This is a genomic window from Staphylococcus sp. HMSC035D11, assembly GCF_001836075.1.
GTDB lineage: Bacteria > Bacillota > Bacilli > Staphylococcales > Staphylococcaceae > Staphylococcus > Staphylococcus hominis.
Genome location: NZ_KV827252.1, coordinates 5904 through 22436, shown reverse-complemented (window position 1 = coordinate 22436; position 16533 = coordinate 5904). Strand labels below are relative to the sequence as shown.

General features: G+C 32.7%; 13 protein-coding genes. All 13 read left to right on the top strand.

The genetic code is table 11. The features are described from left to right. Nucleotides 1-71 precede the first annotated feature (71 nt). Nucleotides 72-1427, top strand: coding sequence for a bifunctional UDP-N-acetylglucosamine diphosphorylase/glucosamine-1-phosphate N-acetyltransferase GlmU (glmU, locus tag HMPREF2647_RS06655; RefSeq protein WP_049413888.1), 1356 nt, complete (start codon nucleotides 72-74; stop codon nucleotides 1425-1427). A gap of 211 nt (nucleotides 1428-1638) precedes the next feature. Next, entirely contained in the window at nucleotides 1639-2604 is a 966-nt protein-coding gene (locus tag HMPREF2647_RS06650; protein ID WP_002449951.1) for a ribose-phosphate diphosphokinase, read from the top strand. Nucleotides 2605-2776: 172 nt separating this feature from the next. After that, entirely contained in the window at nucleotides 2777-3442 is a 666-nt protein-coding gene (locus tag HMPREF2647_RS06645; protein ID WP_017176420.1) for a 50S ribosomal protein L25/general stress protein Ctc, read from the top strand. A gap of 305 nt (nucleotides 3443-3747) precedes the next feature. Then, a complete protein-coding gene (pth, locus tag HMPREF2647_RS06640) occupies nucleotides 3748-4320 on the top strand; it encodes an aminoacyl-tRNA hydrolase (RefSeq protein ID WP_002449969.1) in 573 nt (190 codons plus the stop codon). Nucleotides 4321-4322: 2 nt separating this feature from the next. Further along, complete coding sequence (mfd, locus tag HMPREF2647_RS06635) at nucleotides 4323-7826, top strand: transcription-repair coupling factor (RefSeq protein ID WP_171991288.1); 3504 nt, start codon at nucleotides 4323-4325, stop codon at nucleotides 7824-7826. Further along, the gene (locus HMPREF2647_RS06630) at nucleotides 7810-9384 is read left to right on the top strand and encodes a polysaccharide biosynthesis protein (protein WP_070859759.1); all 1575 of its coding nucleotides are present in this window, start codon (nucleotides 7810-7812) and stop codon (nucleotides 9382-9384) included. Before mfd ends, HMPREF2647_RS06630 begins: the two co-directional genes overlap by 17 nt. Before the next feature lie 2 nt (nucleotides 9385-9386). Then, entirely contained in the window at nucleotides 9387-10577 is a 1191-nt protein-coding gene (locus tag HMPREF2647_RS06625; RefSeq protein ID WP_017176417.1) for a MazG nucleotide pyrophosphohydrolase domain-containing protein, read from the top strand. After that, nucleotides 10574-10855 (top strand): RNA-binding S4 domain-containing protein, encoded by a 282-nt coding sequence (locus HMPREF2647_RS06620; protein WP_017176416.1) that lies wholly within the window; start codon nucleotides 10574-10576, stop codon nucleotides 10853-10855. Before HMPREF2647_RS06625 ends, HMPREF2647_RS06620 begins: the two co-directional genes overlap by 4 nt. A gap of 35 nt (nucleotides 10856-10890) precedes the next feature. After that, nucleotides 10891-11286, top strand: coding sequence for a cell division protein DivIC (gene divIC / locus HMPREF2647_RS06615; RefSeq protein ID WP_017176415.1), 396 nt, complete (start codon nucleotides 10891-10893; stop codon nucleotides 11284-11286). Nucleotides 11287-11420: 134 nt separating this feature from the next. After that, on the top strand, nucleotides 11421-11822 hold the full coding sequence (locus HMPREF2647_RS06610; protein ID WP_017176414.1) for a S1 domain-containing RNA-binding protein: 402 nt from the start codon (nucleotides 11421-11423) through the stop codon (nucleotides 11820-11822). 207 nt (nucleotides 11823-12029) lie between these two features. Continuing rightward, complete coding sequence (tilS, locus tag HMPREF2647_RS06605; protein ID WP_049415663.1) at nucleotides 12030-13331, top strand: tRNA lysidine(34) synthetase TilS; 1302 nt, start codon at nucleotides 12030-12032, stop codon at nucleotides 13329-13331. Beyond that, complete coding sequence (hpt, locus tag HMPREF2647_RS06600) at nucleotides 13332-13871, top strand: hypoxanthine phosphoribosyltransferase (RefSeq protein WP_017176412.1); 540 nt, start codon at nucleotides 13332-13334, stop codon at nucleotides 13869-13871. A 283-nt stretch (nucleotides 13872-14154) separates the two neighbouring features. Then, nucleotides 14155-16287, top strand: coding sequence for an ATP-dependent zinc metalloprotease FtsH (ftsH, locus tag HMPREF2647_RS06595; protein WP_049415659.1), 2133 nt, complete (start codon nucleotides 14155-14157; stop codon nucleotides 16285-16287). Nucleotides 16288-16533 lie beyond the last annotated feature (246 nt).

The window sequence follows — 16533 nt, the reverse complement described above, 5'->3', positions numbered from 1 at the left end:
TCTTGAAACTATAAGTTGAGTTAAATTATAATTACTTGTGAAGTGCAAATTTTATTGGAGGATTATTATTCATGCAAAGAAATGCAATCATATTAGCAGCTGGAAAAGGAACACGAATGAAATCAAAGAAATATAAAGTGTTACATGAGGTTGCTGGTAAACCAATGGTTGAACATGTACTGACAAATGTTAAAAAAGCGGGCGTAAATCAAATCGTCACTATCGTAGGTCACGGGGCAGAACAAGTAAAAGAGACATTAGGTAATCAGTCATTATATAGTTATCAAAATGAACAATTAGGAACTGCACATGCAGTTAAAATGGCAGAAGAACATTTACATACTCAAGAAGGTACAACATTAGTAGTATGTGGAGATACACCACTTATTACTTCAGAAACTTTACAACGTTTAATTGCACACCATGAAGAAACACAAGCACAAGTTACTGTTTTATCGGCTACAGCTCAGACGCCTTTCGGGTATGGGCGAATCGTACGTGATCAAAATCATCACCTTAATCGCATTGTAGAAGAAAAAGATGCAACAAATGCTCAAAAAGACATCAATGAAATCAGCTCAGGTATATTTGCATTTGATAATAAAACGTTATTCGAAAAACTTAAACAAGTTAAAAATGATAATGCACAGGGTGAATATTATTTACCTGACGTCGTTACTTTAATTTTAGAAGATAATGGAAAAGCAGAAGTGTATCATACTGATGACTTTGATGAAATTATGGGTGTAAATGATCGAATCATGTTAAGTCATGCTGAAAAAGCGTTGCAACATCGTATTAATCATCATCATATGAGAAATGGTGTTACAATCATTGATCCAATCACTACATTTATAGGTCCAGATGTAGAGATAGGTATGGATACTGTTATTGAGCCAGGCGTACGTATCAATGGAAAAACATTCATTGGTGAAGATACACACGTTGGTCAATATTCAGAAATTAACAACAGTCGTATTGGCAATAAAGTTCATATTATACAATCAGTCATCAATGATTCTAGTGTAGGAAATAAGACCAAAGTTGGTCCATTTGCTCAATTAAGACCTGGTTCAAATCTAGGTGCTGAAGTTAAAGTGGGTAACTTTGTAGAAGTTAAGAAAGCAGAATTAAAAGATGGTGCAAAAGTATCACACTTAAGTTATATTGGCGATGCAGAAGTTGGTGAACGTACAAATATTGGTTGTGGTTCAATCACTGTTAATTATGATGGAGTAAATAAATTTAAAACAATCATTGGAAAAGACGCTTTCATTGGTTGTAACACGAATTTGATTGCCCCTGTAACAGTAGGAGATGGCGCTTTAATTGCAGCAGGATCGACGATTACAGATGACATACCTAAAGAAAGCTTAGCATTAGCACGCGCACGTCAAGTAACCAAAGAAGGTTACAATAAAAAATAAAGATTAATATAAGATACAAAAAGACTGTGTCATTTTTCTGTTAAAGGGAATAAATGAATATATAAATATAAAATTTTGAATGTATTACTATCATGCCAAGTTGAGTGATACGTAATAAACATATTATTGGTCAGTTTTTAGTGGAATATAGTAAAAATGCTAGAATTTTTATATAATAGTATTGTCTAAGTAAAAAATTGGAGGACTATAAATGTTAAATAATGAGTACAAAAATTCGTCTTTAAAGATTTTTTCTTTAAAGGGAAATGAACCATTAGCACAAGAGGTTGCTGATCGTGTAGGAATCGAATTAGGGAAATGTTCTGTTAAACGCTTCAGTGACGGTGAAATTCAAATTAATATTGAAGAAAGTATTCGTGGATGTGATGTATTTATCATTCAACCGACTTCTTATCCAGTTAACTTACATTTAATGGAATTATTAATTATGATTGACGCATGTAAACGTGCCTCTGCAGCAAATATCAATATTGTTGTTCCTTATTATGGTTATGCGCGCCAAGATAGAAAAGCGCGTAGTCGTGAACCAATTACTGCAAAATTAGTAGCAAATTTAATTGAAACTGCTGGTGCAAATCGTATGATTGCTTTAGATTTACATGCACCACAAATTCAAGGTTTCTTCGATATTCCAATCGATCACCTAATGGGCGTACCGATTATTGGACAATATTTTGAAAATGATCCTAACATCAACCCAGAAGAATGTGTTGTTGTATCTCCGGATCATGGCGGGGTAACACGCGCACGTAAATTAGCAGACATTTTAAAAACTCCGATTGCTATTATTGATAAACGTCGTCCTAAACCAAACGTGGCAGAAGTGATGAATATCGTTGGTGAAATTGAAGGACGTACAGCTATTATTATCGATGACATTATTGATACGGCAGGAACAATTACTTTAGCTGCTCAAGCATTAAAAGATAAAGGTGCGAAAGATGTATATGCTTGTTGTACACATCCTGTACTCTCAGGTCCTGCAAAAGAACGTATTGAAAATTCAGCGATTAAAGAACTTATTGTTACAAATTCAATCTTACTTGACGATAGTCAAAAACCATCAAACATCAAAGAATTATCTGTAGCTGGTTTAATAGCACAAGCTATTGTTCGTGTATATGAACGTGAGTCAGTAAGTGTATTATTTGACTAAAATTTACAAATGAGTTTGACTTATTATTTTTAAACATGTATAATTTATTCGTTCGTGATTTAACGAATAAATAAACACTTGCAAGCAATATTTAAATTGATGGGCAAGTGAGGAGAAGTTAAGACAATATATTATTATTGTTTCAACTTGAAAATGAAAGGTGGAAATACGAATGGCTTCATTAAAGTCAATCATTCGTCAAGGTAAACAAACTCGTTCTGACCTTAAAAAATTACGTAATACAGGTAAAGTACCTGCTGTTGTTTATGGTTATGGTACTAAAAACACTTCAGTTAAAGTAGATGAAGTTGAATTCATCAAAGTCATCCGTGAAGTTGGACGTAACGGTGTTATTGATTTAGGCGTGGGTTCTAAAACAATTAAAGTTATGGTATCAGATTATCAATTTGATCCACTTAAAAACCAAATTACTCATATCGACTTCTTAGCTATTAACATGACTGAAGAACGTACTGTTGAAGTACCAGTTCAATTAGTTGGTGAAGCAGTTGGCGCTAAAGAAGGCGGCGTAGTTGAACAACCATTATTTGATTTACAAGTTACAGCAACTCCAGAAAATATCCCAGAATCAATTGAAGTAGATATCACTGATTTACAAATAAATGATAGCTATTCAGTTGGGGATATTAAAGTATCTGGTGATTTCACAATTGAAAACGATCCAGAAGAATCTGTTGTTACAGTAGTTCCTCCAACTGATGAACCTTCTGAAGAAGAAATCGAAGCAATGGAAGGTGAATCAGCAACTGAAGAACCTGAAGTAGCTGGTGAAGACAAAGAAGACAAAGAAGACGAAGAAAATAAAGACGAAGAATAATTCGTTGATGACTATGTATTCACTTTAAGTGAGAATGTCTTTAATTAAATTGATAGAAAGAGCCTGATACATGTTCATATGTAGAAGGCTTTTTCTTATGTATATCGGACATTTAAAAAATGAATGTTAAAATAAAGTTGAAGATTGATAACTTATAAAAGAGTGGGTTACGAAATCATTGAATTTCTTTCCTACTCTCTTTTTGTATTATATTGAGTAATATTATAAAATAAGGAGTAATCGACACATATTAAATTAAATGTTCAAATCAATCAAAAAGATGAACACAATGGAGGTTGCAACGTATGAAATGTATTGTGGGTCTTGGTAATATAGGTAAACGTTTTGAACGAACAAGACACAATATTGGCTTTGAAGTGATTGACTATATTTTAGATAAAAATCAATTTACATTAGATAAACAAAAATTCAAAGGCGCTTATACTATTGAACGTTTAAATGGGGATAAAGTGCTATTTATCGAGCCAATGACTATGATGAATTTATCAGGAGAAGCTGTAGGACCTTTAATGGATTACTATAATGTAGAAGTTGAAGATTTAATCGTTTTATACGATGATATGGATTTATCTCAAGGGCATATTCGTCTACGTCAAAAAGGAAGTGCAGGTGGACATAATGGAATGAAATCGATTATTAAACATTTAGGTACAGATCAATTTAAGCGTATTCGTATTGGAGTAGGAAGACCAACGAATGGTATGTCAGTTCCAGATTATGTATTACAAAAATTTTCTAATGAAGAAATGATGACAATGGAAAAAGTAATTGAACATGCTGCACAAGCAGTGGAAGCATTTATTGAGACGTCTCGTTTCGATCATGTTATGAATGAATATAATGGAGAAGTCAATTGAGAATGATTATTTCTGACTATATTCAAAATGACAAACGATTCCAGGAACTTGACGAAGTCTTTGGCAACCAAAATATTTTAGTTACAGGTTTATCTCCCTCAGCCAAAGCAACCATTATTGCTGAAAAATACTTGAATGATGATAAGCAAATGCTATTAATCACAAATAATTTATATCAAGCAGACAAATTAGAAACTGATATATTGCAATACATTGATCATTCTGAAGTTTATAAATATCCAGTCCAAGATATTATGACAGAGGAATTTTCAACTCAAAGCCCACAACTTATGAGTGAACGTGTTAGAACTTTAACGGCATTATCTCATGATAAGAAAGGGTTATTTATCGTTCCTTTAAATGGTTTGAAAAAATGGTTAACTCCAGTAGAATTGTGGAAACATCATCAAATGACTTTAGAAGTTGGCGATGATATCGATGTGGATGAATTTTTAAATAAACTAGTAAACATGGGATATCGACGTGAGAGTGTCGTTTCTCACATTGGTGAGTTTTCTCTACGAGGCGGCATCATTGATATTTACCCCCTTATCGGTCAACCAGTTAGAATTGAATTGTTTGACACTGAAGTCGACTCGATTCGAGACTTTGATGTAGAAACACAACGTTCAAATGATAATGTTGAAAAGGTAGATATCACTACAGCGAGTGATTATATTATTACGGAAGATGTGATTAATCATCTTCAAACAGAATTACAAAAAGCATATGAACAAACACGTCCTAAAATTGATAAATCTGTACGAAATGATTTGAAAGAAACATATGAAAGTTTTAAATTATTTGAATCCACTTTCTTTGATCATCAATTACTTCGCCGTCTAGTTGCTTTTATGTATGACACACCTTCTACACTAATCGATTATTTCCAAAAAGATGCCATTGTAGTAGTTGATGAATATAATCGTATTAAAGAAACTGAAAAGACATTGACTACTGAAGTAGATGATTTTATCCAGAACTTAATTGAAAGTGGTAACGGATTTATTGGGCAGTCATTTATGGAATATGATGGGTTTGAAACGTTAATCAATCATTATCCAGTCACATATTTCACTTTATTTACATCGTCTATGCCAGTGAAGTTGCAACATATTATTAAATTTTCATGTAAGCCAGTGCAACAATTTTATGGACAATATGACATTATGCGTTCAGAATTTCAACGTTATGTAAGCAATAATTACACTATTGTAGTACTTGTAGAAACTGAAACGAAAGTTGAGCGTATTCAATCGATGCTTAATGAAATGCATATTCCTACTGTTACAAATATTCACTCAGAGATTGAAAGTGGACAAGCAATTGTAACAGAAGGTAGTCTATCAGAAGGTTTCGAACTGCCTTATATGCAACTTGTTGTAATTACGGAACGAGAATTATTTAAAACCAAACAGAAAAAACAACGAAAACGGACTAAAACAATTTCTAATGCTGAAAAAATTAAATCTTATCAAGATTTAAATGTTGGAGATTATGTTGTCCATGTGCACCATGGTGTGGGACGTTATTTAGGCGTTGAAACACTAGAAGTTGGAGACGTCCATAGAGATTATATTAAATTACAATATAAAGGAACCGATCAACTTTTTGTACCTGTTGATCAAATGGATCAAGTACAAAAATATGTTGCTTCAGAAGATAAATCGCCTAAATTAAATAAACTAGGCGGCTCAGAATGGAAAAAAACGAAAGCCAAAGTACAACAAAGTGTTGAAGATATCGCAGATGAACTTATTGCACTATATAAAGAACGAGAAATGTCAGTAGGTTATCAATATGGTGAAGATACGGCTGAGCAACATGATTTCGAAATGGACTTCCCATATGAACTTACACCAGACCAAGCTAAATCTATTGAAGAAATTAAAGAAGATATGGAAAAAGAACGTCCAATGGATCGCTTGCTATGTGGAGATGTGGGTTACGGAAAAACTGAAGTTGCTGTACGCGCGGCCTTTAAAGCTGTCATGGAAGGCAAACAAGTTGCCTTTTTAGTGCCTACAACGATTCTAGCGCAACAACACTACGAAACATTGATTGAACGGATGCAAGATTTTCCAGTAGAAATTCAGTTGATTAGTCGATTCCGTACTGCTAAGGAAGTTAGAGAGACTAAAGAAGGTCTAAAATCTGGATACGTTGATATCGTTGTTGGAACACATAAACTATTGAGTAAAGACATTCAATATAAAGATCTAGGATTACTTATTGTCGATGAAGAACAACGTTTTGGCGTACGTCATAAAGAACGTATTAAAACATTGAAAACCAATGTAGATGTATTGACACTTACAGCCACGCCAATTCCAAGAACATTGCATATGAGTATGCTTGGTGTACGTGACTTATCTGTCATCGAAACACCTCCAGAAAACCGCTTCCCTGTACAAACCTATGTATTAGAGCAAAATAGTAATTTTATTAAAGAGGCTTTAGAACGTGAACTTTCTCGTGATGGACAAGTATTCTACCTTTACAATAAAGTACAGTCTATTTATGAAAAGCGTGAACAGTTACAAATGTTGATGCCAGAAGCAAACATTGCTGTTGCTCATGGACAGATGACAGAGCGAGATTTGGAAGAAACCATGTTGAGTTTTATTAATGGAGAGTACGACATTTTAGTTACAACAACCATTATAGAAACAGGTGTCGATGTGCCTAATGCGAACACATTAATCATAGAAGAAGCGGATCGTTTTGGTTTAAGTCAACTTTATCAATTACGTGGTAGAGTTGGACGTTCAAGTCGTATTGGATATGCTTACTTCTTACATTCTGCTAATAAAGTATTAACAGAAACAGCTGAAGAACGTTTACAAGCGATTAAAGAATTCACTGAATTAGGTTCAGGATTTAAAATTGCCATGCGTGATTTAAATATACGTGGAGCCGGTAATTTATTAGGTAAGCAACAACATGGATTCATTGATTCAGTAGGTTTTGATTTGTATTCTCAAATGTTAGAAGAAGCGGTAAACGAAAAACGTGGTATTACAGAAGAAACCCCTGATGCACCAGATGTTGAAATGGAATTACACTTAGACGCGTATTTACCAGCAGAGTATATTCAAAATGAACAAGCTAAAATAGAAATTTATAAGAAATTGCGTAAAGTTGAAACTGAAGAACAGCTTTTTGATGTGAAAGATGAATTACTTGATCGCTTCAATGATTATCCTGTAGAAGTAGAACGTTTATTAGAAATGGTAGAAATTAAAATACATGCTTTACATGCAGGCGTGACATTGATTAAAGATAAAGGAAAACAAATTGAAGTATTTCTTTCAACTAAAGGTACAGAACAGATAAATGGTGAAGAATTATTTAAACAAACTCAACCTTTAGGACGAACAATGAAGTTGGGTGTTAAAGAAGGTAAAATGCATATTACTCTAACAAAATCTAAACAGTGGTTAGAAAACTTAAAATTCTTAGTAAAATGTCTTGAAGGAAGTATGGAACTTGAGTACGAATTATAAATCGTCATCTGAAGTTTCATCTTCTTCTAAGAATTCACGACAACATTCAGCATTTAATGGCGTAGTGATTTTAACGCTTGCTTTAGTCATTGTTAAAGTATTAAGTGCAATTTATCGAGTTCCATATCAAAATATTTTAGGTGACTCTGGATTATATGCCTATCAACAAATTTATCCTATTGTAGCGCTAGGTATGATACTATCAATGAATGCAGTTCCTAGTGCTGTCACTCAAGTATTTGGAAGTCACAGTGGAACTGAAGTATTTTCAAAAACACTTCTAAGATTTCAAATGATAGGTCTTATTATTTTTAGTGTGATTTTAGTATTCTCCCATCCATTAGCACTGTTAATGGGAGATGCTCACTTAGCACCAATGCTAAAAATGGCAAGTTTTAGCTATTTGTTTATAGGAATCCTGGGTGTGATTAGAGGCTTTTATCAAAGTAGACAACAAATGAATATACCAGCTATTTCACAAGTAATAGAACAATGTATTCGTGTGTGTGTTATTATTATAGCTATTTTAATGTTTATGTTTAAAGAATGGACCATTTATCAAGCTGGAGCACTTGCAATATTAGCCTCAGCCCTTGGATTTTTAGGTTCTAGTCTATATTTATTAGCAACAAGACCTTTCCGATTACAATTAAATCAGCACTCATATCCTCTTCCTTGGAAACAGCTAATACTTGCGACTCTCGTATTTGCATTAAGTCAATTATTAGTTATTTTATGGCAATTTATAGATAGTTTTACAGTCGTTCATATGCTACAAACATATGGTTTAGGATTTAGAGAAGCGATTATGCAAAAAGGGATCTATGATAGAGGTGCTTCATTTATTCAAATAGGTTTAATAGTGACAACTACATTTAGCTTTGTCCTAATTCCATTACTTACAGATGCAATGTCTGATCATAATCATGTTCTTATGAATCGTTATACAAATGCATCTTTAAAAATCACACTACTCATTAGCGTAGCAGCAGGTATAGGTCTTATTAATATACTACCGATGATGAACCATGTATTTTTCAAAACAGATCAATTAAGCTTCACACTTAGTATTTATATGCTTACTGTAATTGGTGTATCGCTTATCATGATGGACATCGCACTTTTACAAGTGATGAATCAAATTCGCCCTATTTTTATTGGTGTGATGTCAGGACTACTATTTAAAATTATCTTTAATGTGATTTTTATTCACTTTATGGGAATTTTAGGTGCAAGTATAAGCACAGTGCTTTCGCTTATGATATTTGTTACTATTTTACATTATGAGGTCGTTAAATATTATCGTTTTAATCGCATGCGCGCGTTTATTGTTAAATTGATGAGTGCGCTCATTATAATGTCAGTAGTCATACAGGGGTTGCGAATGTTATTACCTCCTGTAGGCCGTTTAGGAAGTCTAATTGAGTTGTTAATTATAGTAGGAATAGGGGGTCTCATATTCCTATTCTTTGTTATGTATATGAATATTTTAGGATATAAAGAATTAAAACACTTACCATTCGGCGATAAACTGTATCGCATAAAGAAAGGAAGATAGATATGACGCATACCCTTACCATTGTTGGTATAGGCAATCATAGTATGGATGATTTACCTTTAGGTGTCTATCGCTTTTTGAAACAGCAACAGAGTGTATATGCAAGGACACTCGAACATCCTGTTATTAAAGATTTAAAAAGTGACATTGAATTTAAAAGCTTTGATGACGTGTACGAAAAGTATGATCAATTTGAAGCGGTGTATCAACATATTGTTGAAACTTTAATAGAAGAAACGCGTATACAAGATACTGTTTACGTAGTGCCTGGACATCCTCGTGTAGCTGAAACGACGACTGCTAAATTACTTGATTACAATAAAAATAATGATGATATACATGTAAAGATTTTAGGTGGGAAAAGTTTTATAGATGATATATTTGTCGCAATCGATGAAGATCCTAATGATGGATTTACATTATTAGATGGTACTATTTTGAAAGAAAACACATTAAATATTCGAACACATACTCTCATTACACAAGTATATAGTGCGATGATTGCAGCAGATGTTAAACTCACATTAATGGAACGTTATCCAGACGATTTTAAAGTGAAGATAGTTACAGGCGCTAATAGTCAAGGCGCTAAAGTATTAGAAGTACCGTTATTTGAGTTAGATCATAATGAGGATATGTTTAACAATCTGACAAGTGTATTTGTGCCTAAAATAACGCGTGATGAAGATATGTATACTGATTTTGATTTTGCAGTTTATATTATTGACCATCTAGTGGATGATGAAAAAGGCTGTCCGTGGGATCGTGTGCAAACGCACGAATCACTTAAACGTTATTTATTAGAAGAAACATTTGAATTGTTTGAAGCAATAGATAATGAAGATGATTGGCATATGATTGAAGAACTCGGAGATATCTTATTACAAGTGCTACTTCATGCGAGTATTGGTAAAAAAGAAGGATATATGGATATTAAAGAAGTTATTGAAAGTTTAAATGCTAAAATGATTCGTCGACATCCTCACATATTCGGAGATAAAACAGTTGAAACAATAGAAGATTTAAATGATGTCTGGAAGAATGCAAAAGCAAAAGAAGGTAAAATACCTCGTGTGAAATTTGAGAAAGTATTTGCAGACCATTTTATGACATTGTATGATAAAACCAAAAATAAGGATTTTAATGAAGAAACCCTTAAAAATTATTTACAACAAGGGGAGAATGATAAATGAGATTAGATAAATATTTAAAAGTATCAAGACTTGTAAAACGTCGTACACTTGCTAAAGAAATTAGTGATCAAGGACGTGTAACAATTAACGGTAATGTAGCTAAAGCTGGCACAGATGTAAAAGTGGAAGACGAATTAGTCATTCGTTTTGGACAAAAACGTGTAACGGTTAAAGTAACTGGATTAAGTGAACATGCCTCAAAAGAAAATGCTAAAAATATGTATGAACTGATTAAAGAAGAACGAGTTCAACCATCTGCACAATCTGAAGAAGTGTAGTCTATGATTGAAACGTTTAAAGGAGGTGACAAGTTATGAGTAAAAAGGTAGAACATATTGATAATCAATATACTTCAGAACGAAATCGAAAGAAACAACGTCAACAAAAACGAATGCGTGTCGTTCGTCGAAGAGTAACAGTTTTTGGAGGATTATTATTAGCGATTATTATTATTCTATCTATCATGCTTGTCTTCCAAAAACAAAGTAACAATCAAGCAACAATAGAACGAAAGCATAAAGAAGAACAATTTCAGAAGAAACAAGATGAGGAAATAGCATTAAAAGAAGAGCTTAATAATCTTAACGATAAAGATTATATAGAGAAAGTTGCTCGAGATGACTATTATTTAAGTAACAATGGAGAAATTATTTTTAAATTGCCTAATGATAAATCATCGTCTAATTCTAAATCCTCTAGTAATAATTAAAAAGAGTAGGCAACTTTAAAAATTAAAGTAAAACGCTTAATTTAAAATAATCGTTTTATAGCATTGTGTAAATTTTAAAACAGGAATATAATAAGGTTAAAATTGAAACATTATCGGGAGGATTTATTTAGAATATGTCAATCGAAGTAGGAAACAAGCTAAAAGGTAAAGTGACAGGTATCAAAAAATTTGGTGCGTTTGTAGAATTACCTGAAGGTAAAAGTGGCTTAGTTCATATTAGTGAAGTTGCTGATAATTATGTTGAAAATGTAGAAGATCATTTATCAGTTGGAGATGAAGTGGAGGTAAAAGTTTTATCTATTGCAGATGATGGTAAAATCAGTCTCTCAATTAAAAAAGCGAAAGATCGTCCTCGTCGTCCACATCACAAATCTAATCAAAATAAACCGCCTCAACAAAAAGCAGAAGATTTTGAAAAGAAATTAAGTAATTTCTTAAAAGACAGTGAAGACAAATTGACTTCTATTAAACGTCAAACAGAATCAAGACGTGGTGGTAAAGGATCTAGACGTTAATTATATCTGTGTGAATAAATATAGCTAAGTTAACGGAGCCCTGGTTCCAATCATTTATTCTAGATTAATATGTATTGATAATAACTTAAGGGCATAAGATCATGTAAGATCTATGCCAGGGGTGAGATAAAGAACTGAAATTAAAGTTCTATCTCACTCTTTTTTCGTTATATCAATTATTTAGCCTAAGTCAGGAGGTTCAGTAATGTGAAAGTGAAAACGTCTCTTTGGAAAAAGACGGATCATTTAGCTGTTGCAGTATCTACAGGGATTGATAGTATGTGTTTATTATATAAATTATTAAATGACTTATCACATTCATATCAATCTATAACATGCTTGCATGTAAATCATGGTTTGAGAGATGCATCTGTCGAAGAAGAACGATTTATTAAACAATTCTGCAAGCAACATCAAATCCCCTGTTATGTTAAACAGTTAGATTTATCTAAAATAGTAGAAAAAGGAAAAAGTATTCAATCTGAAGCGAGAGATTTACGTTATCAATGGTTTGATGAGATGATGAGTAAGATAAATGCTGATGTGTTATTAACTGCTCATCATTTAAATGATCAACTTGAAACGATTTTTTATCGCGTTTTTACTGGTCGATCAACACGCAATTCATTAGGGATGAATGAATGTACTGAGCGAAATCATTATTTTATTTGTCGTCCTCTGATAGAGACATATAAAAATGATATAAAACAATATCAAACCATTCACCATGTGCCTTTTTATGAAGATGAATCTAATCACCATAATAAATATGCAAGAAATGACATTCGCAATCGACTTTTACCAGCTATTGATGAAAATAAGGACTTCAATGTGGAACAATTATTAAAGTTGAAACATTGGCATGATATGCAATTACAACTTACACAACAACGAATAAGTTGTTTTATAGAACAACATGTTAACATTTACCTTAATAAAGAACGTATACAATTATCTCGAGCGTCTTTTAATCAACTAGATGAAATTTCAAAAATGATTTTATTAGATCGTTTATTTGAGATGCTTCAGTTAAATAAATCGTTTTCAGAAAAAAATTATAATGAATGGTTCGAACAAATTGAGAGTAAACAATCTCAAATTAAAATTCCCCTCACTGAAAAATGGATAATTCAAATTGCATATGATAAATTTATAATAATGGCTCATTATGAACAATCTCTACTTGAAGAACAAATTGTTACACGTCCTTATACATATCAATTTGGTCATTATTTAATTACAATTCATCCAAATGAGAATGATGAAGCAATAGATTGGCCTCTAACGATTCGAACACGTAGAGATGGAGATAAGTTTAAGTTAAATGGTAGTCATGGACATAAAAAAGTAAGTCGTTTATTTATTGATAAAAAAATTGATAGCATAGAACGTACACAAATACCCATCATTTTAGATGCAAAACAACGAGTGATAGCTATAGGACAACTTTATGTGACGACAAGCTTTAAACATATAATAGATATTAAAAAAATTGGAGATGACTCATAAATGAAAGATGATTTAAAAGATATTTTATTAACTGAAGAAGAAATCCAAGAAATTTGTAAAGATTTAGGTGAACAATTAACGAGAGATTACAAAGATAAACCACTTGTTTGTGTTGGTATCCTTAAAGGTTCAGTTATGTTTATGGCAGATTTAATTAAACGTATTGATACACATTTAGCAATTGATTTTATGGATGTTTCAAGTTATCACGGTGGTACAGAATCAACAGGAGAGGTACAAATTTTAAAAGATTTAAGTGCTTCTATTGAAAACAAAGATGTACTTATTATTGAAGATATTTTAGAAACAGGTACAACTTTAAAATCAATTACTGAATTACTACAATCACGCAAAGTTAACTCATTAGAAATCGTTACATTGTTAGATAAACCGAACCGTCGTAAAGCGGATATTGAAGCCAAATACGTTGGCAAAAAAATACCTGATGAGTTTGTAGTAGGATATGGTTTAGATTATGCTGAGCATTATCGAAATCTTCCTTACATTGGTACATTAAAACCGGAAATTTACAATAAATAAAATTTTATAATGTATTAGCAAATACAATAAATAGAATTTTAAATATAATAACTATACTAACGATATAAATTAGTGTAGACTCATTTTATATTCAAAATTGTCATTTTGTGAAACGACTATACATAGATATGTAAAGCCAAAAACAAAGAATGAGTAAATGATGAATATAAAATAATTAACTAGAATTAGAAAAGCGCTACAAAAGTTGAAATACTAGCCTTTATAAGCTAGATTATGTTACAATTTTTGTTAGCTTTATTATAGAAATAGGAGGAAATGACGCATGCAGAAAGCTTTTCGCAATGTGCTAGTTATCGCAATTATTGGCGTTATTATATTCGGTGTTTTCTCATATATCAATGGTAATGGAAATACACCGAAACAACTTTCCTATTCACAGTTTGTAGAGAAATTGGATAAAGGTGATCTTAAAACTTTAGAAATCCAACCTGAACAAAATGTGTACTTGGTAAGTGGTAAAACTAAAAATGATGAAGATTATTCTTCAACGATTTTATACAATAACGAAAAAGATTTACAACAAATAACAAGTGAAGCTCGTAGCCAAAAAGGATTAGATTTTACAGTTAAAGAAGAAGAAAAACAAAGTGTCTTTGTCAGTATGTTGACAACGCTTATTCCTGTATTAATTATTGCTTTCTTATTTATATTCTTCCTTAGCCAAGCACAAGGTGGCGGCGGTGGAGGTCGTATGATGAACTTTGGTAAATCCAAAGCAAAAATGTACGACAACCAAAAACGTCGTGTTCGCTTCTCAGATGTTGCTGGGGCAGACGAAGAAAAACAAGAGTTAATTGAAATTGTAGATTTCTTAAAAGATAATAAGAAATTTAAGAAAATGGGTTCAAGAATCCCTAAAGGTGTCTTACTTGTAGGCCCACCAGGTACAGGTAAAACATTATTAGCACGTGCCGTTGCAGGTGAAGCTGGAGCTCCATTCTTCTCAATCAGTGGTTCTGACTTCGTTGAAATGTTTGTAGGTGTTGGTGCAAGTCGAGTACGTGATTTATTTGAAAATGCTAAGAAAAATGCACCATGTATTATTTTCATAGACGAAATTGATGCTGTTGGTCGTCAACGTGGTGCAGGTGTTGGTGGCGGTCACGATGAACGTGAACAAACGCTTAACCAATTATTAGTTGAAATGGATGGTTTCGGTGAGAATGAAGGTATCATTATGATTGCAGCAACAAACCGTCCTGACATTTTAGACCCTGCATTATTACGTCCTGGTCGTTTCGATAGACAAATTCAAGTAGGTCGTCCAGATGTTAAAGGTCGTGAAGCGATTCTTCATGTTCATGCTAAAAACAAACCACTTGATGAAACTGTCGATTTAAAAGCTATTTCTCAAAGAACGCCTGGTTTCTCTGGTGCTGATTTAGAAAACCTATTGAACGAAGCATCATTGATTGCCGCACGTGAAGGTAAAAATAAAATTGATATGCGTGATATTGAAGAAGCAACAGACCGAGTGATTGCGGGTCCAGCGAAAAAATCTCGTGTTATTTCTGATAAAGAACGTAATATTGTAGCACATCATGAAGCAGGGCATACAGTCATTGGTATGGTACTTGATGAAGCAGAAGTTGTACACAAAGTAACGATTGTGCCTCGTGGACAAGCAGGTGGTTACGCAATGATGTTACCTAAACAAGACCGTTTCTTAATGACAGAACCAGAATTGTTAGATAAAATTTGTGGTCTTTTAGGTGGTCGTGTATCTGAAGATATTAACTTCCATGAAGTATCAACTGGTGCTTCAAACGACTTTGAAAGAGCAACACAAATTGCACGTTCAATGGTCACTGAATATGGTATGAGTAAGAAATTAGGGCCTTTACAATTCTCTACAAGCGGTGGCGGCCAAGTCTTCTTAGGTAAAGATATGCAAGGTGAACCTAACTATTCAGGCCAAATTGCTTATGAAATTGATAAAGAAGTTCAACGTATTATTAAAGAACAATATGAACGTTGTAAACAAATTTTATTAGAACATGAATCTCAATTGAAACTGATTGCTAAAACATTATTAACTGAAGAAACACTAGTAGCAGAACAAATACGTTCATTATTCTATGATGGTGTTTTACCAACAGTGGATTATGATGCAGCTAAAGTGGTAAAAGATGAAGATAAAGATGATTCTGAGTTCTCAAACGGTAAATATGGTAAATCTTATGATGACATTCGTGAAGAACAACTTGAAGAAGGTCGTAAAGATGAAGCAGAAGACCGCAGAGAAGATGACAGAATCGATCATGATAAAAACAATCATCGTTCAGACCGTAATCAATCTCAAAATCATTCACAACGAAATGATAGAGATGAAACAGGTTATGAACAATCTCCAAATATAGAGCATCCAACAGATTCAAATCATAGAGAATCATAGCTAGTCATAAAAACTCTTTCGACTCGGGTTAAATAACCTTAATCGAAAGAGTTTTTAATATGATATAGGAGCATTATATACCCTAGAGCAAGTTACTTCATATTCTTAAATAAGCAGTGTAAAATAGATATTCTTAATAAAGGATTTAATATTAGATTTTAAAATAAATGAAACAAACGAAATAAAATAACATAAAGGAGAGATTAGAGTAATGACACATGATTATATTGTTAAATCATTGGCTTT